The sequence below is a fragment of the Nisaea sediminum genome (assembly GCF_014904705.1).
In the GTDB taxonomy this organism is placed as follows: Bacteria; Pseudomonadota; Alphaproteobacteria; order Thalassobaculales; family Thalassobaculaceae; genus Nisaea; species Nisaea sediminum.
This window is the reverse complement of record NZ_JACZCQ010000006.1, coordinates 298736-321216: the sequence shown is the minus strand read 5'-3', so window position 1 is coordinate 321216 and position 22481 is coordinate 298736. Positions and strand designations below refer to the sequence as shown.

The following is a 22481-nucleotide window of genomic DNA, read 5'->3' as shown; positions in this document are numbered from 1 at the left end:
GATAGTAGCGTTTCGGCTCTCGACCACCCTTTACGGAGTATGCAAGCGCATGGCGAACACGATCACCGACTTATCGCCCGATGAACTCATCCAGCTGTTGTCGGGAAAGTACTATGGAATGGTGTACCTGGGTCTGGCCAACGCCGCCTATACGAGCGCTGCAAACAAGCTGGCCTTTGAGATCGAACGTGATCTCAAGAAGGCTTTGGAGGACACACAATACATTCCCTCATTGCCGGACATAAATCAGGTGAACGAGAAGGAAAACCTGAGGAAAGTTGACGGCGCCTGGCATCTTGAGTGGGGGCCGGGGATCGCCGAAGATCTGAGTAATCTGGTCTATATTGCATCCTATCGATCGCCCGCATCCGAGGTCTATTTCTTCGTCGTCGGGATACGCGGGACGGACGTGTCATCCGGACCGATCGGAGATCTCGATCAGATCTTCGAGGATCTTTACGCGTTTGCGGCCCCGAACTGGACGACTTATCTGAACAGCGGCGTCGATGTTGAAGTCAAAATCGGAGATGTGACGGAATGCCGGCACTATGGTCCGCCCCCGAAGCTCCCGGGATCGCGTGCGGACATAGGCGGATGCGTGGCCGCGGGGACGATTGCCGGCTTCGACAAGATCGCCGGACTGAAGGGGAAGCTGCGGGATCCGTCGAGCAACGAGTTCAGCGGCGACAAGATGTACCTCGTGGACGCATTGGCGGACCTCTTGGCGAACTCCGTAAGTCCGATATCGAAGTCTCACGACATTCCGATCATCGTTACAGGGCATAGCCTTGGCGGCTGCCAGACGCAGGTTATGACCTCCTATCTCGCCTGGCAGTTTGGCGACCAGACAGTCATCGGTCATCCCTTTGCCCCCTCGACGGCGGGCGACGCGGGTTTTGCCGCGCAGAAGGCATTCGAATACGGTTGTTTCTGGCGCAACACGCTGGATCTGGTGCCGGCGGCTTTCGGAAGGCTGCCACCGATCGGCGGTCAGGGCGAGCTTATGGTCTCCTGGGCGGCGAACAATCTCTGGACCGGTTTCAGCTGGCCGCACAAGCCTCTCGACCCCGCCGTTCCGGGACCCGAATTGCCGGAAAAGAAACGCATCGAAGATCTCATCAGCAAACATGGCAAGGATATCTACGATATTCACTATTCACGGCCATCGGCCGGTATGGTCGATGTCGAGCTTGACGGATACCTGCCTGAGCCGGATGTCATTCAGGCCTTCCTCGACGATCTGGGTAAAGACAAGGAGGATCCCAAAGGCGGCCTTGCCCAGCTGATGTGGCAACATTTTCCACCGAATTATCAGACTTTGATGTGGGATCAGCAGGGCTCGGAGTTGGTCTATTTCAACTACCAGTCCTACAAATAGCTGTTCTGTCTGGATTGGCGCGTCAAGGTGGCCTCCCCTTGCGAGAGGAGGCCACTTGCTGACGTAGGGGGCAATGTTAGATTGCGCTCCTGAAATGCTTCCCGAGCTTCAGGCCCTGGCCCTGATAGTTCGAGCCGATGCCGCCGGCGCCGTAGATCTTGTCGGGAACCTCGGTCAGCGGCTCGTAGACCAGGCGGCAGACGACCTGCCCGTCGGTGATCACGAAGGGCACATCGTGCGAGCGCACCTCGAGCACGCCGCGGGTCGCTTCGCCGCCGGCCTCCGGCATGCCGAAGCCGGGATCGAAGAAGCCGGCGTAATGCACCCGGAACTCGCCGACGCGGGTGTCGTAGGCCCGCATCTCGGCTGCGTAGTCGAGCGGAACCGAGACATATTCCTTCGAGGCGAGGATGTAGAACTCGTCCGGGTCCAGCACCAGTTCCGCCGGGCGGTTCGGCAGGCGGTAGAGCGGCTCCCAGAAGTCGGAGACCTCGTAGCCGCCGGGCCGGTCGATATCGATCAGGCCGGTATGCTGCTTCGCCTTGTAGCCGATGAGGCCGGTCTTCGGATCGCCGGTCAGATCGACGCTGACCGCGACGCCCTCCTTGATGTCCGCGTCCTGACCATGCACCAGCTTCACGCTGTCCTGCAGACGGCGCATCGCGGCGTCGCTCGCCACCGGATTGCCGCGGCGGAAGCGGAGCTGGTTCAGCCGTGAGCCGGTGCGCGCCAGCACGCTGAAGGTGCGCGGGCTGATCTCGGCATAGAGCGGGCCCTCGTAGCCCTCGGGCACGCTCTCGAACTCGGCGCCGAAATCGGTGATCAGCCGGGTGAAGATGTCGAGCCGGCCGGTCGAGCTTTTCGGGTTCGCCGTGCCGGACACCTTGGCCGGCAGCGAGACGCTTTCCTGCAGCGGGACGATATAGACGCAGCCCTTTTCCAGCACCGCGCCCTCGGTCAGGTCGATCTCGTGCATGGAGAGCGTGTCGAGCCGCTGCTTTACCGTGGCATTCCGGCCAGGCAGGAAGCTCGCGCGCACCCGGTAGGCGATTTTCCCGAGGCGGAGATCGATGCTGGACGGCTGGATCTGGCCGTCGATCACCGGCGTCTCTGAGGCGATCTCGCCTTTGCGGATCATCTCGCGGATCGTCTGGCTCGGCAGAATCCCGGTGCTGCGCTTCTCGCGCGGGGCCGCTGCGCCGCTTTCCGGCGCGGGTGCTGTCGCATCTGCGGGCATCGTCTCTTCCGCCAAATCGTCCGTAACCGGCGCAAAATAGCAGACGATCATTTCGCGCAAAGGGGTTTGTTGCTCTGTCGACGATCTGATTGAAGCAGCCAGAGAAAAGTTTTTTATATTAGGAAAACCTAAGAGTTGAATTTCTGGTGCCAACTCGCAGAGGCTTTCACACATGAAGTCCGGAGAAAAATGCTGGCTCTAGTGCTTCTTGGCATGCGCTCGGGCTACGTAGCTCAATACTGATGAGGGTCTCACGAATATGAACCGTGCAAGGTTTTTGGTTGCGGCGCTGGCGCTCGGCTTTCTGGCCCTCTTGTCTGTGGAAAGCGCGACGGCACAGAATCAAAAGGCGGTAGGCACAGTGGATCCGGCCGAAAAAGCTCAGCGTCCTCTAATTGGCAAATGGGAGGGGACGGCACCGAGTTGCGATGCTAACTGTGGCTCCGACCGGTTTGCATTCTGCGTCGCCGAGGAAAAAAATTTGGGGGACCATTGCTCCTACTCTCAAATTGTTATCCCGGATCAGAAAGGCTTCGGTGGAGGGTGTCTTTCGGGACACAAGGCATTTTGCTCGCCTGTCAGCGAGTATCCGCAGGTTCAGGACTATGCGGCAATCGCGGCGGCAGGCGGCGTATGGAGAGGTACCGCACCCACTTGCGAAGGAAGCTGCGGTGACGGGTATTTTGCCCTCTGCCGTTCCGTGGACGGCGATTCCTGTGATTTCACCAGCGCAATTGATATATCAAAGTTGCCTGGCTCTTTCGGAGACGATTGCTGGTCTGGCCGGAAGGTATTCTGCGTTCCGACATCATTCCTATTCAACGTTCAGTAGCCCGGATTCAAACATCCAGTTCGGGTCAGTTTCCGCGCGGGTGTTTCGGGAAAGTTGGCGGCCATTCGTCTGATGTATCAGTCTCTCATTCTCTGCTCCGCCCCGCGCTCGGGCAGTACGCTCCTCTGCGATCTGCTCTCCGGCACCGGTGTCGCGGGGAACCCGCATTCCTTCTTCCGCCGCGAATCCCTCGCGGAATACGCGGAGGAGTTCGGGCTTCCAGCGCCGGTGATCGATGAGACCTATCTCGACGCGGCGATCCGCGAGGGAACCGGCGACACCGGTATCTTCGGTGTGCGCATCATGTGGGAGACGTTTGGCGAGCTCGATGCGGCGCTCGACCGGATCCATCCGGGGTTTCCCGACGCTCCGGCGCGGCTGGAGCGGGCCTTCGGAAAAACGCTCTTCGTGCATCTGAGCCGTTCGGACAAGGTGGCGCAGGCGATCTCCTACCTGAAGGCGCAGCAGACCGGCCTCTGGCACCGTTTTGCCGACGGCTCGGAACGCGAACGGATGGCACCGCCGAGACCGGCTGAATACGATCCCGCGCAGCTCGCGGATCTCGTCGCGCGCCTGACCGCGGCTGATGCCGGATGGAGGGATTGGCTGGCGGAGCACGGGATCGAACCGGTGCGCGTCGATTACGACGACCTGAGCCGAGATCCGAGAGCGGAGCTGGCGAAAGTGCTCCTTGCGCTCGGCCGCGATCCCGCGATTGCGGAGAGGGTGGAGATCAGGGCCGGGAAGCTTGCCGATGCGGAGAGCGCGGCCTGGGCCGAGCGCTACCGGCGCGAGGTCAGCTCTTGATCTTGTAGCCGCGCTTCAGCAGCAGATAGCAGAGTGTAACCAGCGCCGCGTTCATCCCCGTCAGCACGGCCGCGCCGACCAGCGGGTTCGAATCAGACCAGCCGATCAGGCCGTAGCGCACGCCGTCGATCATGAAGAAGAACGGGTTGAGGTGCGCGAGCTGGTTCCAGATCCCCGGAAGCTGGTCGATCGAATAGAAGGTGCCGGAGAGGAAGGCGAGCGGCTGGATGACGAAGTTCGTCACCGAGGAGAGATGGTCGAACTTTTCCGACCACATGCCGGCGGCGATGCCGATCAGCGACATGGCGAGCGAGGCGGAAATCGCGAAGAAGATCGCGACCGGCCAGTGCGCGGCGTGAAAGCCGACGGCGAAGGACATGGTGAGTACGGTGGAGATGCCGACGATGAGGCCGCGGGTCACGCCGCCGGCGGCAAAGGCGGCGAGCAGTTCGCCCGGCCCGAGCGGCGGCATCAGGACGTCCACGATATTGCCCTGCACCTTGGAGATCATGATCGAGGAGGAGGTATTGGCGAAGGCGTTCTGCATCATCGCCATGACGACGAGGCCGGGCGCCAGGAACTCGGAATAGGTGATGCCGTTGCCGAGATCGATCGAGCGGTGCATCGCCAGGGTGAAGATCGCGAGGAACAGCAGCGAGGTGACGACAGGCGCGAAGACGGTCTGGGTGATCACCTTGAGAAAGCGGCGCACCTCCTTCTCGTAGAGCGTCCAGACCCCGACCCAGTTCACCCGGCCGACATGGCGGACGGTGGGAATGGGTACGAAAGTCTCGTTGTCGTTCGGGACGAACGGGCGGTCTGTCATGAACTGGGCCGTTGGCGAGTGGGCGGTCGGCGCGCACAATAGGCGCCGAGTGGAGTGACAGCAACCAGATGGGGCATGCCCGGCGGGGAAACAAGCCGCGGGCGCCCGGAAACCCGATGAACGACAGTCAGAACGAGGCCGCGAAAGGCAAGCAGCGCCGGGCCAAGAAGGTGCCGAAACGGATCACCGAGAGCTATCTGAAGAATGTCGCGCTCTGGTACATGGAGCGCTATGCAAGCTCGGCGGCCAATCTCCGCAACGTACTGATGCGCCGGGTGCGGGTCTCGTCGGCCCATCACGGCACCGATCCGGCGGAAGGTGCGGAGATGGTGGAGGCGCTGATCCGGCGCTATGGCGAGGCGGGTATCCTCAACGACCGGCTGTTCGCCGAGACGCGGGCGCGCTCGCTCGCCGCGCGCGGCGGTTCTGCGCGGATGATCCAGCGCAAGCTGATGGAGAAGGGCGTCTCCCCGGCGGATATCGATGCCGCGCTCGAGGCGGTGCGCGAAGAGGGGACGGGCGAGCTCGATGCGGCGTTCCGATATGCCCGCCGCCGGAGGATCGGTCCCTTTCGCAGCGCGGAAAAGCGCGAGGAGACCCGCGACCGCGACCTCGGCGCTCTTGCCCGGCAGGGCTTCCCGTTCGAAATCGCAGCCAAAGTGGTCGATGCGGAGACTGTCGAGGCGCTCGAAGCGGAATTGGATTTCGCAAGCGGCGCCTGAGTTCCGCGTCAACGCAGCGCACAAAAATCGCTTAACCCCGTGCTTACGATTGCTATAGTGGCGCCCAACGAATCACGACGGATGCGGTCAGCAATCCGCATCGGAGCAGAGAGGGGGAAGCAATGTGGGAAGTCCATGATTTTCCGGTGCCGGCGGATCTCGCCAAAACCGCGCATGTGGACGAGGCCGGTTACGAGAAAATGTACCGGGAGTCGGTCGAGAACCCAGAGGATTTCTGGGCCGAGCACGGCAAGCGGATCGACTGGATAAAGCCCTATACCAAGGTGAAGGACGTCTCCTTCGACGCCTCCGACCTGCATATCAAATGGTTCCATGACGGCACCCTGAACGCGTCCGCCAACTGCCTCGATCGGCACTTGGAAAAGCGCGGCGACCAGGTGGCGATCATCTGGGAAGGCGACGACCCGAAGGACGACAAGAAAATCACCTATCGCGAACTGCATCGCGACGTCTGCAAGTTCTCCAACGCGCTGAAGGATCTCGGCGTGAAGAAGGGCGACCGGGTGACGATCTACCTGCCGATGATCCCGGAAGCGGCGGTCGCCATGCTGGCCTGCGCCCGCATCGGCGCGATCCATTCCATCGTCTTCGGCGGCTTCTCGCCGGACGCGCTGGCGGGACGGATCCAGGATTGCGAGAGCAACATCGTCATCACCGCCGACGAGGGCCTGCGCGGCGGCCGCAAGGTGCCGCTCAAGGTCAACACCGACAAGGCGCTGGAAGACTGCCCGGACTGCAAGACCGTGGTCGTGGTCAAGCGCACCGGCGGCAAGGTCGACTGGGTCGAGGGCCGGGACCACTGGTACCACGACATCTGCGGTGCGGCCTCGGCGGACTGCCCGCCGGCGGAGATGAGCGCGGAAGACCCGCTCTTCATCCTTTACACCTCCGGTTCGACCGGAAAGCCGAAGGGCGTGCTGCACACCACCGGCGGCTACATGGTCTTCGCCTCGATGACGCATCAATACGTCTTCGACTATCGCGACGGTGAGATCTACTGGTGCACGGCCGACGTGGGCTGGGTCACCGGGCACAGCTACATCATCTACGGCCCGCTCGCGAACGGCGCCACCACGCTGATGTTCGAGGGCGTGCCGAACTATCCGGACTTCAGTCGCTTCTGGCAGGTCTGCGACAAGCACAAGGTCTCGATCTTCTACACCGCGCCGACCGCGATCCGCGCGCTGATGCGCGAGGGCGACGGACCGGTCAAGTCGACCAGCCGCAAGAGCCTGCGCATCCTCGGCTCGGTCGGCGAGCCGATCAATCCGGAAGCCTGGATGTGGTACCACGAGGTGGTCGGCGAGAAGCGCTGCCCGATCGTCGATACCTGGTGGCAGACCGAGACCGGCGGCATCCTGATCACCCCGCTGCCGGGCGCGACGAACCTGAAGCCGGGCTCGGCGACCAAGCCGTTCTTCGGCGTCCAGCCGGTGATCGTCGACGGCGACAACAAGGTCCTGGAAGGCGCGACCGAAGGCAATCTCTGCATCCAGGACAGCTGGCCCGGGCAGATGCGTACGGTCTACGGCGACCACGAGCGCTTCATCCAGACCTACTTCACCACCTTCCCGGGGCGCTATTTCTCCGGCGACGGCTGCCGCCGCGACGAGGATGGCTATTACTGGATCACCGGCCGCGTCGACGACGTGATCAACGTCTCCGGCCACCGCATGGGCACGGCCGAGGTCGAGAGCGCGCTGGTCGCCCACGACAAGGTCGCCGAGGCGGCGGTCGTCGGCTATCCGCACGACATCAAGGGCCAGGGCATCTATGCCTATGTCACCCTGAATGCCGGGCTGGAGCCGACCGAGGAGCTGCGCAAGGAGCTGGTCGCCTGGGTCCGCAAGGAGATCGGCCCGATCGCCTCGCCGGACCTGATCCAGTGGGCGCCGGGCCTGCCGAAGACCCGTTCCGGCAAGATCATGCGCCGCATTCTGCGCAAGATCGCCGCGAACGAGCATGACGCGCTCGGCGACACCTCGACCCTGGCCGAGCCGGCGGTCGTCGACGATCTGGTCCAGAACCGGATGAACAAATAAGCCTGACGCAGGGCCCGCTTCGGCGGGCCCTGCTGCTTTCCGGCCCGATCAGGGATGAGGGGCCGGTACCTTGACCGGCGCTTGGGCTCCCTTGTCTTTCAGGCCGATTGCCGCGAGAGCGATCTGGATTGCCTCGTCGCCGAGGGCGTCGCCCGCCGGCTGGCAATAATAGCCAGCCAGGTAGTCCGTACCTTCCGAAGTGCTTCTGTCCCCGCCGCCCTGGCCCTGACTTCCGGCGAAGACGACGCAATTGCGTCGATGCGTTTGCGCGGTCACGTAGGTCGCCTGAAGGTCGCCGATAGTGATCGACCGCTGTGCGCCGTAGATGGCGTAGGAGCCGGAAAAGTAGGGGAATTTCGCGATCAGCGTTTCCGCGTCGTTGGTCCATTGCAAGAAATAGTTCGGCGCGAGGCGTACCAGAACAACCTCGACATGAGGGTCGACGCCGGTCCTGGCGATAGAGGTGACTGTGAAGACGCGCTTCGAATACTCGTCATCCCAGCCGTGATCGGCATATACCAGCGGGAGGTCGAGTGCGAGATAGAGAGGCGCTTCAGCTTCGGTGATCGGTTTCGGGTCCTTAGCGACCGCGGGAGCGCTGCCGAGTGCTGCGAGCACCGAAATCGCGGCAAATGCCCGCGCAATACGGGGCAGGGCAAAGGGCATCAGAAGATCCAGCCGCTGCTGAAATCGGCGGCAGACACGCCGTCGAGCTCGACCTGGCCGCCGCTATGGACCACGACGAGGTCGCCGTCCGAACTCGTTGTCGTGGAATAGGTCGTTCCGTTGGCGAGATCGAGGCGGTCTCCCTCGGCGCCGTTGAAGTCGCTAATGACATCGTTGCCCTGATTGGAGGCGCCGAAAGCGAATGTATCGGCTCCGAGGCCGCCGTTCATGGTGTCGTTCCCGAGGTTGCCGAAGATCACGTCGTTGCCGCTGTTGCCGGAGATCGTGTCCTCGTTCTGGCCGCCATAGAGCGTGTCGTTGCCATCGTCTCCGTAGATGATTTCCGACCCGAAATTGCCGTAAATGACGTCGTCGCCGGAACCGCCGCGAATGGTCTCGATGCCGTCCTGCTGACGCATCAGACCTGAGGCGTCGGCGCGCGCCGTACCGCCGTTCTGGCCGCCGAAAATGGTGTCGTCACCAGCCCCGCCGCTGATGACGTCATTCTCCTTGTTGCCATAGATCAGGTCATTGCCGCTCCCGCCGTACAGGTGATCGCTTCCGCCATTTCCCCAGAGGATGTCGTTTCCGGTCCCCCCGACGATGGTGTCGGCGATCTCCGCGCCGGACAGATAGTCGTTGCCCGTCGTCCCGGTAATCCTGCCCGAGCTCGGTTCCGGCGTCGTGGTGGTGTTGGTTACGGTGTTCGGCGGGAGGTTTGCATAGAGCGCGACCAGGTTGGCCTTGTCGGTCGCGGACAATGTCGGGTCGCCGTCGAGCGACGGGTTCATGATGCTCCCGTTTTCGGAGCTGTCGCTCAGGCCGACGACATGGCCGACTTCGTGCAGGAGGACCTCGTAGATCTTGTCAAGGTCGGTCCGGTCCGAATAACTCAGATCGAGATAGATGTACGCGGAGCCGTCCCCGGAATTACTGCCGTCTTCCCATCCGAGCCGACCGTCGCCATCCGGATCGTTGAAAATCGTTCTCGCGCTGGTAGCAGTGGAACTGCCGACAGTTTTTATGCCGACAAAGACAAAGGCCTGGTCGAATACATCGGTTCCGTAGAAATTGAAATTGACGCCGTTATCCCAAACTTCAAACGCGTCGCTGACTGTGTCTCTCAGATAGTATGAGGTGCTGTAGTAGCCCTGCGCTCTCATCTCCGCGGTGGCGTTCCAGTTGTAGCCGCCGCCCCGCCCGACATTATATCCGTTGTAGGCCATAGAAGATCTTCCCCAAGAGACCTGGTCTGTTTCCGACTTGTCTGAGCGATGGGCCTAACAAGCCGTTCTCGTTGAACTCACGCAATCCACCCGGCGTCGAAACCGGTCGATCCGACGCCAATCAGTGTCACCGTGCCGCCGCCGTGGGTAATCACCAGATCCGCACCCGAGCTCGAGGCCGAGTAGGCGGTCGTGAAGCTCAGCCGGTCGCCCTCCGCGGCATTGAAATCCGTCACCGTGTCGTTGCCCTGGGCGTCTGTCGCGAAGAAGAAGGTGTCGGCGCCGCTACCGCCGGTCAGGACATCGTTCTCGCGGTTGCCGAGGATGAGATCGTCGCCCGCCCCGCCGTCGATCGTGTCCTCGTTCTGGCCGCCAAAGAGCGTGTCGTTGCCGGCCTCTCCAAAAATCAGGTCCTGGCCGTAATTGCCGAAGATGGAATCGTTGCCGTCGCCGCCGAGGATGGTTTCCACGCCGTCCTGCTGGCGGAGATTGCCGTAGGCGTCGATCCTCGCCGTCCCGCTGTTCTGGCCACCATAGATCGTGTCGTCGCCGGCTCCGCCGGCGAGGAAGTCGATTTCCTTATTGCCGTAAATGATGTCGGCGCCGGCCTCGCCCGAGAGATAGTCCGTGCCGGACTCTCCCATCAGGATGTCGCTGCCGTCACCGCCCAGCACCGTGTCGTTGCCGAGCCCCGCCCGGACGATATCGTTTCCGCCGAGCGTGCTGAAACTGTCCGCTGTCTGGCTGCCGGTCCAGTTCTCGGCGCCGGTGGTCCCGCTCCTGTTGTAGCCGTAGATCGCGGCCGCCTTCGCGATATCGTAATCGGTGATCGTCACGGTGTCGCCGAGATAGCTGTTCATCAGGCTGCCGGGAGTCTCGTCATGGTCGAGCCCCAATGCGTGCCCGACTTCATGCCGCAGCGTCGCGGTAAAATTTCCCGAATCGTAGTAGTCCATGACGATGAAGTCATAATCGACACCGTCTGTCGCGATCAGTCCGTCGCCGTTGCCGTCGTAGGGAATATTGACGCCCAGGGTTCCGCCATAGCCGTCGATGTAGCTTTCCATCACGAACACGTCGGCGGCGTTTGTGTTCGAGGTGAAAACGAAATCGATGTTCAGCTGGCTTTCCCACTCGTCGAAAACGGAGCGGGCGATCGACTTTTCCGAGGAAGAGACCTCGTAAAATCCATAAAGCGTGAAAGTGAAGTCCAGCTCCGTCGTGTAGTGAACCGTCGAGCCGGGAACAAAGGAAAGACCGGTATAAAGACCCATTTTTATAACTCTCTCAAAAATATATAAAAAAAATTGATCAGGGACGTTTGAAACCCGCTCTGGTTGTCATATTTCCATGTGACGTTCCGTGTGTGAAGAGGCTAATGAAGGAAGGCCTGTTCAACCTTCCGTTCGTGTCCCCCGAGATCGGTTTTCCCCGAAAAAAAAGCCCGGCATGTGCCGGGCTTTTCGCTGTCTTGCAGGAAGTCGCAATCAGGCGGCGACGTCCGGTTTCAGGACCTTGTCGATATTCTCGAGGATGTTCTGCGGCGAGGAGGCGCCGTACGGGTCGGTGCCGCAATTGTCCTCGAAGCCTTCTTCCTCGAACCAGCCGACGACGGTGCCGTCATCGACCACCGCGGCGTAGCGCCAGGAGCGCATGCCGAAGCCGAGATTGTCCTTGTTGACCAGCATGCCCATCTTGCGCGTGAATTCGCCCGAGCCGTCCGGGATCAGCTTCACGTTCTCGACGCCCTGGGACTTGCCCCATGCGTTCATCACGAAGGCGTCGTTCACGGAGATGCAGTAGATCTCGTCGATGCCCTTGGCCTGGAACTCGGGATAGAGCTTCTCGAAATCGGGAAGCTGGAAGGTCGAGCAGGTCGGGGTGAAGGCGCCCGGGAGCGAGAACAGGACAACTTTCTTGCCCTTGAAATAGTCGTCCGAGGTCATGTCCGCCCACTTGTAAGGGTTGGGACCTTCGATGGACTCGTCGCGGACGCGAGTGCGGAAGGTGACGAAGGGAACTTTTCTGCCAAGCATCGGTCTATCCGGAAATGTTGTGTGTCAAAGGAACTCACCGCCCCGGCAGAGCCGCCGGCGCTTGCCCGGTACGGGATTGTTTCCTCGTTTTTATCGCTGCCGGAAGCGTCCGCAAGGAACGTTTGCGGACCCCGGTTGAATCAAATCGTACAATAGAATCTCGCAACGCGGTAGGGCGCGATTTGATTGATTCTAAAGCGTAAAGACCTGAATTTTCGGGTCTTCTGCTGCGCTGCGTCATATGGCCGCAGAAATCCTGCGCCTTCTCCGCTGTCCTAGGCCGGGTGCCGCTGGACCAGTTGCTTGGCGATGATCAGGCGTTGCATCTCGTTCGTGCCCTCGGCGATGGCGAGCAACGGGGCGTCCCGGTAGTAGCGCTCGATATTGTACTCCTTGGCATAGCCGTAGGCGCCGTGAAGCCGCATGGCTTCGAGGCTGTTATGCAGCGCCGCCTCGGTGGCGAAGAGTTTCGCCATCCCGGCTTCCATGTCGCAGCGCTCGTGGCGGTCGTAGGCGGCGGCGGCCTGTTCCACCAGCAGACGGGCGGCCTCGACCTGGGTCGCCATGTCGGCGAGCTTGAGCTGGATCGCCTGGTGTTCCGCGATCGGCTTGCCGAAGGTCTTGCGGATCTGCGCGTAGTGCACCGATTCCTCGAGGCAGGCGCGGGCGATACCGACGCCGCGCGCTGCGACGTTGATGCGGCCGAGTTCCAGGCCGCCGAGGATCTGCTGCATGCCGCGGCCCTCGATCTCGCCCACGAGGTTGGCGTCCGGGACGAAACAGTCGTCGAGCGTGAAGCCGGCGGAGTCGATGCCCTTGTAGCCGAGCTTCTCCAGCTTCTTGGAGACGTTGAAGCCCTCACTTTTTTCGACCAGGAACAGGCTCATGCCCTTGTGCCTGGGTTTCGCCTCCGGATCGGTCTTCGCCAACACCGCGAGGATATGTCCGTGATAGGCGTTGCTGATCCACATCTTGGTGCCGTTCAGCCGGTAGCCGCCCTCGCATTTCTCGGCGCGCAGCCGGATCGCCTGCAGGTCGGTGCCCGCATCCGGCTCGGTCAGCGCGATCCCGCCGCGAAGTTCGCCGGTGGCGAAACGCGGAAGCCAGGCGGCTTTCTGGGCCTCGGTCCCCGAGCGCTCGACCGCGGCGGCCATGATCAGGTGGGAATTGAATATGCCCGAGATCGACATCCAGACCCGGCTGACCCGCTCGACGATCCTGGTATAGGTCGTGGCGGAGAGCCCGAGGCCACCCCATTCCTCGCCGATGGTCGCGCCGAAGAGGCCGAGTTCGCACATCTTGGCGACGATCTCCTCGGGCCAGGCATCCTCCGCTTCCAGCTTATGCGCGTAGGGCGCCACGTCGCGCTCGAGGAACCGTTCGACGGCGTCGAGGACCATCCGCTCCTGCTCGGCGCGTTCTTCCTGGGTCAGACCGATGTCGTTCGCGGCGGCGATGGCGTTCATGAGATTTCCTCCCGGACGGGCCGGAGTGATGTGCCGGTTTGGGGTGTCGGCTTGGTTGGATTATCGATCAACCGAGAATACAGATTTCTTCAGCTGCGTGGACTCAGAATGTAGCGAAAGATAAGGCCGGAGAGTCCGATGACAAGAAAGATCCGGACGATATGGAAGGCCGCGATCAGCGGCACGCCGAGTTCGAGCACCGCTGCGGTGATGCTCATTTCCGCCATGCCGCCGGGCGAGACGGACAGCACCATCGTCGCCGCCGGAAGGCCCGTGACGCCGGCGACGGCGATCCCGAACGCGATATTGAGTCCGACCAGGACAAGCGTGCTGATCACGGCGTGCGGCAGGAAGCGCCGGAGCGAGAGCACGAGGTCGCGGCGGTAGCGCAGCCCGATGAAGCAGCCGATCAGGATCTGCGACAGGTTGAGCAGCTCCCGCGGCATGCCCGAGAGATCGAGCTGCAGCACGGTGATCAGCGCGGCGGATGCCAGCGGGCCGAGGATCCAGGCATTGGTGATGCGGCGCCAGGCCATCAGGCCGCCGGCGGCGAGGGACGCCGCGATGAGGATCGGAAAACCCTCGATGTCGAACGACAGCTTCTGCACCTCGAACGGCGAATGGCCGGTCGCACCGATCAGGATCAGCGTGGTCGGGATCGTGGTCACGACGCAGAGGATGCGGAGCGACTGGGCGAGCGAGACCGGGGCCATCTCTCCGCCCCAGCGCGTCGCCTGCAGCGCCATCTCCACCACGCCACCCGGCACGCTGGCGAAGAAGGCGGTGGCGATATCGACCTTCGCGATGCGGCGCAGATAGAGCGCCGAAAGCAACCCGAAACCGATGGAGGCGAGGGCGCACACCACCATGACGACGATATGGTCGATGACGAAAGCGGCGACGGCCGGCGTGAAATTCAAACCGATCCCGGTTCCGAGCAGAAGCTGGCCGGTCTGCCGTGCGCCTTTCGGCATCGTCAGGGTCTTGCCGCTCATGCTGATGGCCGCGACCACCAGCATCGGGCCGAGCAGCCAGGGAAGGGGAACGTGGCACAGCGAGAACACCCAGCCGCTCCCCGCCGCGATGGCGAGGCTGAGAGCGTGACGGGCGAGCGTTGCTGCGGACATCGTGGCGATGGTTCTGTCGGCGGGCCGGGAGCGACCCTGAAAGAAAGGGTCGTTCTTTTTACGGATCGGCCACGCCGTCCGTCAATCGCTTGACCCGGGATTCGCCGTCGTGGTTGGGATGTATTCCACATCGCCGAAAGGTCCGGGAGCGGAAGCGTGAACGAGGCGGAAATGCAGGAGCGGTTCGTTGCGCTCGTCGATGAGAATCCGATCAACCGGGCAATCCTCGAGCGCTTGCCAGATCTTCGGGTTGATGACGCGTGGCTGGTCGCCGGATGTCTCTTCGGGACTGTCTGGAACAGTTTTTCCAGTCGTCCGCTGACGGAAAATATCCGCGACTACGACATCTTCTATTTCGATCCGGACACGAGCTACGAAGCGGAAGACAGAGTAATCCGGCGTGGCGCCGATCTGTTTGCCGATCTTGGCGTCGAGGTCGAGATCCGCAACCAGGCGCGGGTGCCGCTCTGGTACGAGGAAAGGTTCGGCGTTCCCTACCCGCCGATCTCGGAGGCGCGCACCGGGATCGAACGTTTTGTCGTTGCGGGTACATGCTCCGGGATCTCGTCGGCAGGCGAGGTCTATGCGCCGTTTGGCTTCGCGGACATGTTCGGCGGCATCCTGCGCTGGAACCCGATGAACCCGACGCCGCACCAGTTCGAATACAAGTGCGGCACCTATCTGGAGCGCTGGCCCTGGCTCAAGGTCGTTGAGAAACCGACACTCGTCATCGCCCCTTGATACCCGGCGCTGTGCGCCGACATGAGGAAGGCGGGAAGGACGGGACATGAACGGTGAGATCGAAAACGTTGGTGAAAAGGATACGGCCGGCGTGATCCTGCCGCCGCCGGTCATTCTGCTGATCGCGGTGCTTCTCGGGTTCGGTCTCGACTATCTCATGCCGCGGCCCTTCGCGCCGGACTGGGCGCGATACTATCTCGGCGCGGCGCTGATCCTCGCCGCCATTGCGCTCGCCGTTGCCGGGGAGCGCCAGTTCAAGCAGGCGGGGACCAGCGTGAAACCCTGGGTGCCGTCGACCGCGATCGTGACGTCCGGGGTCTTCGCCCGCACCCGCAATCCGATGTATCTCGCCATGGTCATCCTGCTGGCCGGGGTCGGTCTGCTCGGCAATTCCCTCTGGTTCCCCGTCATCACCATCGGTTTCGTCGGGGTGATGCAGTATGGCGTCATCCTGCGCGAGGAAGCCTATCTCGAACGCAGGTTCGGCGCTGTCTATACGGATTACAAAGCCCGGGTTCGGCGCTGGATCTAGAATTCTATCTTTCCCCGCGACGCCGTGAGCGGCCCTTTTGCTGGAGCGGGCCGCGTGCGACAGTGCGCGCTGAAATCCGGGGGAGAGCGGGATGAATGCGAGAATCATTCTGGTGACGGGTGCGGCAAGCGGGATCGGCGCCGCCACGGCGCGGCGGCTGGTCCGTGCCGGTGACCGCTTCCTGTTGCATACCCGTTCGAACGAAGCCGGGCTCTCCCGTGTCGCCGAGGATCTCCGCGAGGCCGGGGCCGAGGTCGAGACCGTGTTGACGGATCTGGCCGCGCCGAACGCGGGGCGCATGCTGGTCGAGCGCTGCACGGAGCGGTTCGGCGGTCTCGACGTGTTGATCGCCAATGCCGGTTACGCGGACCGCGCGCCGCTCGGCGAGGCCGGGACGGAGCTTTTCGAGCAGGCGCACGACGCTATCGCGCGCTCCTTCTTTGAAATGGCGGAATCGGCGCTGCCCTGGCTCGAACGCTCGCCCGTGGGCCGCGCCGTCGCGGTCAGCGCGTTCGGTCCGCATGTCTGGCGTACGGACCTCCCGTCCTTCGCGGCGACGGCCGGGGCGAAGGCGTCCCTCGAGGCGACGGCGCGGGCGCTTGCCCTCAAACTGGCGCCATCCGGCGCGACGGCCAACATCGTCGCACCCGGATTCATCGAGAAGGACGCGGGCACGCCCTCGGCGCTGAAGCCCGGGGCTGTCGACGCCTTCGTTCCGTCGATCCCGATGGGACGGCGCGGGACGCCGGACGAAGTCGCGGCGGTGATAGGCTTTCTCGCTTCCCCGGAGGCGAGCTACGTTACCGGTCAGCTCATCCATGTGAACGGTGGATTGATCTAAGGGGGAAACAGGAATGACTGAGAAGAAAGTCGCCGGGGTGATCGGCCTCGGCTCCATGGGCATGGGCGCGGCGCGCTCGCTGGTCGCGGCGGGCGTCGAGACATGGGGCACGGATGTGCGCGCGGAGTCTGTGACGGATTTCGCCGCGAACGGCGGCAAGGGTGCGGCCAGCCCGGCCGAACTCGCGACCCATGTCGATGCGCTGCTGGTGCTGGTGGTCAATGCCGACCAGACCGAGAGCGTGCTGTTCGGCGAGACCGGCGCGGTGAAACACCTGAAGAAGGGCGCGGTGGTGGTTGCCAGCAGCACCGTTCCGGCGACCTATGCGCGGGATCTCGAAGCGCGGCTGGCGGAACACGGCATCCTGATGGTCGACGCGCCGGTCAGCGGCGGCGCGGCGAAGGCCGCGACCGGCGAGATGACGGTGATGGGCTCCGGCAGGCCGGAGGCTTTCGAGGCGTCCTCCTTCCTGCTCGATGCGATCGCGACCAAGGTCTACCGCCTCGGCGATGCGGCGGGTCCGGGCTCGACGGTGAAGACCATCAACCAGCTGCTTGCCGGCGTGCATATCGCCGCCGCCGCGGAAGCGATGGCGCTCGGCATCCGGGCCGGTGTGGCGCCGCAGGACCTGTTCGAGGTGATCTCCAATTCCGCCGGCTCCTCCTGGATGTTCAACAACCGGGTGCCGCATATCCTGGACGGCGACTACACCCCGCTCAGCGCGGTGAACATCTTCGTCAAGGATCTCGGCATCGTGCTGGAGACCGGCAAGCAGCTCACCTTCCCGCTGCCGCTCTCGGCGGCGGCGCACCAGCAATTCCTCGGCGCGGCCGCGGCCGGACTCGGGCGGGAGGACGATTCCGCCGTCATCAAGGTGTTCCAGAAGCTGGCCGGGATCGATCTGCCCGAAGCCAAGTCCTGATCAGAAGAAGCAGAGCAGTCCGTAGCAGGACGCACCGAACAGTTTCACCGCGACGAGATAGCCGATCAGGTCGAGCGCCAGCGTCAGGCCGAGGATCGGCAGCGCCACGAAGCCGATGAAATAGAGCGCCGCCCAGTGGGTGAAGCGGCGGCCGGGGATCCTCTGCCCGTGGATCAGCGGCGGCTTTTTGAATTGTGCGAACAGGGACATGGGCTAAGACTAACCGGCGAACGGGGCAGGGGAAACTGGAATGGCGTCAGGCGCCGGAACCGACAGGCGCGGCGAGGAACTGGACGGCATCGTCGCCCTCTGGGACAGCGTCGACCAGCGGCAGTGGGACGAGCTGCTGGCCAAGGCCGAGCGCCCGCCGCTGGAACAGGCCTCGGCCTACGGTGCCGCCATGAGCCGCGCCTCGGCCTACCGGCCGGTTCCCGCCGTCTTCATGCGCGGTCCCGAGCCCGTCGCCCTCGCGCTGCTGCTCGAATGGCGCTTTCCCGGCGGATTCCGCATCGCCAAGCTGACCCGCGGACCGGTCTTCCTGGCCGAGATTTCGGATGCCGAGCGGAAAGCGGTCTTCGGTCTGATCAAGCGGCGCTATCCGGTGGCGAAGCTGAACCTCTTCTTCATGACGCCTGAACTGCCCGCCGGGGAAGAGAGCGAAAGCCTCCTCAGGTCGGTCCGCATGCGGCCGATGGTGACCGGCTACAGCACGGTCTGGCTCGACCTGCGCCCGGAGCTCGACGAGCTCCGTGCCGGCCTGCACATGAAATGGCGCAACCAGCTGAAGCTCGCCGAGGGCGCGAAGTTTCGGGTGCGCAGCGGCTATGGCGGCGCGCCGATGGAGTGGCTGCTCTCCCGGCATGACCAGCACCGCAAGCGCCGCAGGTTCCGCGCGCCCGCCGGGGCCTTCGTCGCCGCCATTGCGGACAGCGGGCGGGACAAGCGCGCGGTGCAGGTTTTCACCGCCTATTCCGGCAGCGAGCCGGTCGCCGCGATCCTCACCATCCGGCACGGCAAGGCGGCGACCTATTATGTCGGCTGGACCGGGCTCGAAGGGCGGGAGAAGCACGCCCACAATTTGCTGCTCTGGAACGCGATCGAGAAGCTCAAGGGACTAGGCGTCGAATGGCTCGATCTCGGCGGGGTCGACGGGCTGCACATGCCGGGCGTCTCCCGCTTTAAGCTCGGCGTCGGCGGCGAGCTGGTGACGCTCGCGGGGACGTATCTCTGAGACTTTGCCGGTCAGGTATTGACCGGTCCGCCCCGTTCCTTGCCTGTCTTGAACCGCACCTTCGCGAAGGCAAGCAGCCGGTCCTCGACCAGGCGGTTGATGCTGCCGGCGGGGTACTTCCCCTTGGCGCCGCGCGCGCCGGCCTTCTTGCCGGTCAGCGCCTCGATGCCTTCCTCTATGGTCGAGATCGGCAGGATGCGGAACTTCTTCCGCTCGCAGGCTTTGACCACATCCTCACGGAGCATCAGGTGCTTCACGTTCGAGGTCGGAATAAGCACGCCCTGACTGCCGGTAAGGCCGCGCGCCGCGCAGACGTCGAAGAAGCCCTCGATCTTCTCGTTCGCGCCGCCGATCGCCTGCACCTCGCCCATCTGGTTGACCGAGCCGGTTACCGCCAGCGACTGGTCGATCGGCACGCCCGACAGTGCGGAGAGCAGGGCGTAGAGTTCCGCCGAGGAGGCACTGTCGCCGTCGACGCCGCCGTAGGACTGCTCGAATGTGAGGGTCGCGGCGAGCGACATCGGCGCCTCGGGCGCGTAGGTCCGGGCGAGATAGCCGGAGAGGATCATCACGCCTTTGGAGTGCAGCGGGCCGCCGAGTTCCACCTCGCGCTCGATATCGACCACCTTGCCGCCACCGACGCGCACCGTGGCCGAAATCCGGCTCGGTTTGCCGAAGGCGAAACTGCCGATCTGCAGCACAGAAAGCCCGTTCACCTGCCCGACCTTCGCCCCGCCGGTGTCGATCAGCACCGTTCCGCGAGTGATCTGCTCGATGGAGCGTTCACGAATCCTGTCGGCGCGGTGGATCTGCTTCGTAATGGCCTGATCCACATGGGCGCGCGAGACGGCCTGCTTGCCGGCCTCTCCCGCCCAGTGATCGGCCTCGCGCATCAGGTCGGCGATCAGCCCGACGCGGGTCGAGAGGCGTTCGGAATCCCCTGCGATCCGGGCCGCATGTTCCATCACCCGTTCGATCGCATCGCGTGCGAAGCGGCGCAGCTTGTTGTTGCGCGCGATCGTCGCGACCAGGCGGGCGAAGAGCTGGTCGTTCTCCGGCGTCCGGTCCAGCACCTCTTCGAAATCGGCGGCGACCTTGAAGAGGTCCTGGAAGTCCGGGTCGAGCGAAGAGAGCAGAAGATAGAGGCGGTAATCACCGAACAGCACGATCTTCAGGTCGAGCGGGATGGGATCCGGCTGCAGCGACAGAACGGTGGCGGTGGCGGATGTCATGTAAGGAGATTCGATGGTGATCTGCTCGGCATAGAGCGCCCGCTTCAGGGCCTCCCAGCTCATCGGGTTGAGCAGGAGCTTGTCCGCATTGATCAGCAGGAAGCCGCCGTTGGCATGGTGCAGCGCGCCGGGCTTGATCAGCGTGAAGTCTGTGATCAGGTTGCCCATCTGGGCGTAGTGCTCGATCCGGCCGATCAGTTTCCCTAGGGCCGGATGGTCCTCGACGATCACCGGCGCGCCGCCCGACGGGATGTTCGAGACCAAGACGTTGACCTGGTAACGCGTCGCCGGATCGTGCTCGACCGCGCCTTCGCCGCTGCCGCCGTTCGGCAGCGCGAGTGGGCCGTCCTCGTCGGAATGCATGAAGAGACCGATATGCTCGACCATGTCGTCGGCGACGATCTTCAGATAGGCGAGGACGTCGTCGCAGCAGGTCATCACCGTCTCGACATCGGCGATTTCCTGCTCGATGACATGCCGCGCGGTCTCGCGCGCGATCTTGCGCAGTTCGCGCAGCCGGTCACGCTCGATCATCGGCAGGCCGTGAAGGACCTTCTGCAACTCCTCCATCATTCCCTTGGTGGCTTCCTGGTAGCGCTTCTGCGCCTCCTCGGGAAGCTGCTGGAAGGTCTCGGGCGCCATCGGCTTCTGGCCGGAGAGCGGTGCGAAGGCAAAACCCTGCGGGGTGCGGATCAGGGTCACACCGTGCTTGCGCGCTTCTGTATCGACGCCCTCCAGCGCGTGCTGCTGCTTTTCCGCCGCTTCCTTGTTCACCGCATCGATCCTGAGGCGGTAATCCTCGCTCTCGAACAGGGTCGGCAGGACCGCCTTCAGGTCCGAGACAAGCTCATGCATGGCCTTGCGGAACGGCTCGCCCCGGCCCGGCGGAACCGAGATCGCCAGCGGCATGTAGGGCTTCTCGAAATTGTGCACATAGACCCAGTCCGGCGGCGCGTCGAGTTCGGCCCCGCGTTGCTGCAGAAAGCGGTTCACCGCCATGTGCCGGCCGGACCCCTTGGGGCCGATGACGAAGAGATTGTAGCCGCGCTGCTGCATGCCGGCGGCGAACTTGACGGCGCCGAGTGCCCGTTCCTGGCCGATCAGCGCCTCGATATCCTCGAGGTCGTCCGTGCTCTGGATGGAATGCGGCTTCAGGTCGGTTCTTGTGAAGAGTGCTTTTGCAGCAAGTGGCTTAACGGCCATGGCGCGTTCCTCTGAAAGCCTTCTTCGGTTTTATCGCCGCTTCGCCGTGCAAGAAAGACCGGAGTCCTCAAGCGGGTTTCCGGGAGGCCTCCGAGCGGATCTCGGAGACCCGGTCGCGCAGCCGCTTCAGGCCGCGGTCGGGCATGCCGAGTTCCTCCAGATGGTCCACCGTATTGAAGAGATATTCGGCGCAGGGCCCGAGAAAGCCATGCGCCCGCTCGATGGTGCGCGCCATCTCCTCTTCCGGCATCTCGCCGACATAGCGTTCATGCTTGCGGTTCATCACGAAGCCGATCGCCCGGATCGGTCCTTCGTCGCTCGAAAGGGAAAGCCAGCGCGGGATGTAAGCGTCGCTGACCATCTCCCGACGCCAGACGATCTCGAGCTCGTCATAGGCGGTGTCGCGTGTGATCCGGAAGGCGACGCCGCGGCAGCATCCGCCGAGGTCGAGCCCGAGAGTGAGGCCCGGTACTTCGGGCGAGCCCCGGCCGAGATGGGTCTGCAGGCAGAACCGGCGATGATAGCCGTGCGCCGTGGCGCAGCGGGACTCGGCGTAGTGGATCGTCGGATTCCAGATCAGCGAGCCGTAGCCGAACAGCCAGACATCCTCGTTCGGCTTCCCGTCCGGAAACATCGAGGCGAGCGAGGCATGCAGTTCCTCGTCGGTCAGGACCCTGTAGGTGGTCGCATGCTGGCGGATGAGCTCCCGGATATGGCCGGAGCGGATCGTGTCGCGCGTCAGCGGGATCTTGTTCGAAGGTGCCATGCACGGAACTTAGCACCGGCGACATACCCGCGATATGCGGCAATCCCGAACAGACTGTTGCCTCAGCCGCGCTTGCGCGACCAGCGGCCGACGACCTGCAGCGGGCGTCTGTCGAAATCGAGAAGCACAAGCAGGTGCGAGACCCGGTCACTCTCGTCGACGAGGGGGAGAATGAGTTCGTCGCTCTTCAGAAACTCTTTCTTGGTCCCGATATAGGGCGTGTCGGACAGGACCGGCGTCCGTTCGGTGACCGCTCGCGACAGGTTGGAGTGCAGCCTGCTTGGCGCGCGCTGATGGGCGATCTGCGAGATCCAGCGGCCGGTATAGTTGGCCAGGAGATGCTCCCGCACCGTTCCGCCGATGACCCTGTAGCAATAGTCGAGAGGATCCAGGGTGACCTGGAGAAAGATCAGATGCGGAAGAAGAGACGGAATATGGGCCGGATCGAACGCGTTCCGCGCAGGTAAATCGCTGATTCGTTCGAGAGAGGTCCAGTAATCGAGGCCAACCAAATGAAGACGCGAGGAAAGATTACGACGCAGGTCCGCGAACGCGTGGCCGGGTGCGTCATCATCTAGTATGCGGATCATTTGGCTCCGTTCAGTTTGTTAGCCCAGATTGGACGAA

22 protein-coding genes are annotated in these 22481 nt (G+C 63.3%); 10 read left to right on the top strand and 12 right to left on the bottom strand.

All coding sequences use genetic code 11. From position 1 onward, the window contains the following. Positions 1-49 precede the first annotated feature (49 nt). Positions 50-1378: an alpha/beta hydrolase family protein gene (locus IG122_RS13570; protein ID WP_193184383.1), complete on the top strand. Its 1329-nt coding sequence runs from the start codon at positions 50-52 to the stop codon at positions 1376-1378. A gap of 76 nt (positions 1379-1454) precedes the next feature. On the opposite strand, the gene IG122_RS13565 is transcribed toward IG122_RS13570, so the two are convergent. Next, a complete protein-coding gene (locus IG122_RS13565) occupies positions 1455-2615 on the bottom strand; it encodes a 2'-deoxycytidine 5'-triphosphate deaminase (RefSeq protein ID WP_193184381.1) in 1161 nt (386 codons plus the stop codon). A gap of 259 nt (positions 2616-2874) precedes the next feature. Here IG122_RS13565 and IG122_RS13560 point away from each other — a divergent pair, with 259 nt between their 5' ends. Then, the gene (locus IG122_RS13560; protein WP_193184379.1) at positions 2875-3447 is read left to right on the top strand and encodes a hypothetical protein; all 573 of its coding nucleotides are present in this window, start codon (positions 2875-2877) and stop codon (positions 3445-3447) included. Between the two features lie 54 nt (positions 3448-3501). Then, the gene (locus IG122_RS13555; RefSeq protein ID WP_226893563.1) at positions 3502-4254 is read left to right on the top strand and encodes a Stf0 family sulfotransferase; all 753 of its coding nucleotides are present in this window, start codon (positions 3502-3504) and stop codon (positions 4252-4254) included. Here IG122_RS13555 and IG122_RS13550 read toward each other — a convergent pair. After that, entirely contained in the window at positions 4244-5080 is an 837-nt protein-coding gene (locus IG122_RS13550; RefSeq protein ID WP_193184377.1) for an ABC transporter permease, read from the bottom strand. The two genes, IG122_RS13555 and IG122_RS13550, sit on opposite strands and share 11 nt — an antisense overlap. Before the next feature lie 116 nt (positions 5081-5196). Between IG122_RS13550 and IG122_RS13545 the strand changes: the two genes are divergently transcribed. Together IG122_RS13545 and acs are read left to right on the top strand one after the other, a co-directional pair. Then, positions 5197-5802: a regulatory protein RecX gene (locus tag IG122_RS13545; RefSeq protein ID WP_193184374.1), complete on the top strand. Its 606-nt coding sequence runs from the start codon at positions 5197-5199 to the stop codon at positions 5800-5802. 122 nt (positions 5803-5924) lie between these two features. Continuing rightward, positions 5925-7865, top strand: coding sequence for an acetate--CoA ligase (acs, locus tag IG122_RS13540; RefSeq protein ID WP_193184373.1), 1941 nt, complete (start codon positions 5925-5927; stop codon positions 7863-7865). A 48-nt stretch (positions 7866-7913) separates the two neighbouring features. Here acs and IG122_RS13535 read toward each other — a convergent pair whose 3' ends face one another. The 6 genes from IG122_RS13535 to IG122_RS13510 all read right to left on the bottom strand — a co-directional run bounded on the left by IG122_RS13535 (position 7914) and on the right by IG122_RS13510 (position 14386). Continuing rightward, the gene (locus IG122_RS13535; RefSeq protein ID WP_193184371.1) at positions 7914-8531 is read right to left on the bottom strand and encodes a hypothetical protein; all 618 of its coding nucleotides are present in this window, start codon (positions 8529-8531) and stop codon (positions 7914-7916) included. Then, complete coding sequence (locus IG122_RS13530; protein ID WP_193184369.1) at positions 8531-9757, bottom strand: calcium-binding protein; 1227 nt, start codon at positions 9755-9757, stop codon at positions 8531-8533. The genes IG122_RS13535 and IG122_RS13530 overlap by 1 nt, the downstream gene beginning before the upstream one ends. Before the next feature lie 77 nt (positions 9758-9834). Beyond that, positions 9835-11031 (bottom strand): matrixin family metalloprotease, encoded by a 1197-nt coding sequence (locus IG122_RS13525; RefSeq protein ID WP_193184367.1) that lies wholly within the window; start codon positions 11029-11031, stop codon positions 9835-9837. A gap of 213 nt (positions 11032-11244) precedes the next feature. Beyond that, a complete protein-coding gene (locus tag IG122_RS13520; protein ID WP_193184365.1) occupies positions 11245-11793 on the bottom strand; it encodes a peroxiredoxin in 549 nt (182 codons plus the stop codon). 275 nt (positions 11794-12068) lie between these two features. Next, positions 12069-13259, bottom strand: a complete 1191-nt coding sequence (locus IG122_RS13515) for an acyl-CoA dehydrogenase family protein (protein ID WP_193184362.1) — start codon at positions 13257-13259, stop codon at positions 12069-12071. A gap of 89 nt (positions 13260-13348) precedes the next feature. Further along, the gene (locus IG122_RS13510) at positions 13349-14386 is read right to left on the bottom strand and encodes an AbrB family transcriptional regulator (protein WP_193184360.1); all 1038 of its coding nucleotides are present in this window, start codon (positions 14384-14386) and stop codon (positions 13349-13351) included. 156 nt (positions 14387-14542) lie between these two features. On the opposite strand from IG122_RS13510, the gene IG122_RS13505 reads away from it, so the two are divergent. From IG122_RS13505 to ltnD, 4 genes are all read left to right on the top strand, one after another. Further along, positions 14543-15127, top strand: coding sequence for a nucleotidyltransferase family protein (locus IG122_RS13505; protein ID WP_319024886.1), 585 nt, complete (start codon positions 14543-14545; stop codon positions 15125-15127). A 46-nt stretch (positions 15128-15173) separates the two neighbouring features. Next, positions 15174-15659 (top strand): methyltransferase family protein, encoded by a 486-nt coding sequence (locus IG122_RS13500; protein ID WP_193184358.1) that lies wholly within the window; start codon positions 15174-15176, stop codon positions 15657-15659. Between the two features lie 91 nt (positions 15660-15750). After that, entirely contained in the window at positions 15751-16500 is a 750-nt protein-coding gene (locus IG122_RS13495; protein WP_193184356.1) for an SDR family NAD(P)-dependent oxidoreductase, read from the top strand. 13 nt (positions 16501-16513) lie between these two features. After that, positions 16514-17422, top strand: a complete 909-nt coding sequence (ltnD, locus tag IG122_RS13490; RefSeq protein ID WP_193184354.1) for an L-threonate dehydrogenase — start codon at positions 16514-16516, stop codon at positions 17420-17422. Here ltnD and IG122_RS13485 read toward each other — a convergent pair whose 3' ends face one another. Next, entirely contained in the window at positions 17423-17632 is a 210-nt protein-coding gene (locus tag IG122_RS13485; protein WP_193184352.1) for a hypothetical protein, read from the bottom strand. A 40-nt stretch (positions 17633-17672) separates the two neighbouring features. Here IG122_RS13485 and IG122_RS13480 point away from each other — a divergent pair, with 40 nt between their 5' ends. Next, complete coding sequence (locus IG122_RS13480) at positions 17673-18653, top strand: lipid II:glycine glycyltransferase FemX (protein WP_193184350.1); 981 nt, start codon at positions 17673-17675, stop codon at positions 18651-18653. Between the two features lie 11 nt (positions 18654-18664). Here IG122_RS13480 and IG122_RS13475 read toward each other — a convergent pair whose 3' ends face one another. The 3 genes from IG122_RS13475 to IG122_RS13465 form a co-directional block, all read right to left on the bottom strand. Next, positions 18665-21088: a Lon protease family protein gene (locus tag IG122_RS13475; protein WP_193184348.1), complete on the bottom strand. Its 2424-nt coding sequence runs from the start codon at positions 21086-21088 to the stop codon at positions 18665-18667. A gap of 67 nt (positions 21089-21155) precedes the next feature. Then, entirely contained in the window at positions 21156-21854 is a 699-nt protein-coding gene (locus tag IG122_RS13470; protein WP_226893562.1) for a gamma-glutamylcyclotransferase, read from the bottom strand. Between the two features lie 62 nt (positions 21855-21916). Then, positions 21917-22444, bottom strand: coding sequence for a PAS domain-containing protein (locus tag IG122_RS13465; protein ID WP_193184346.1), 528 nt, complete (start codon positions 22442-22444; stop codon positions 21917-21919). Positions 22445-22481: the final 37 nt, after the last annotated feature.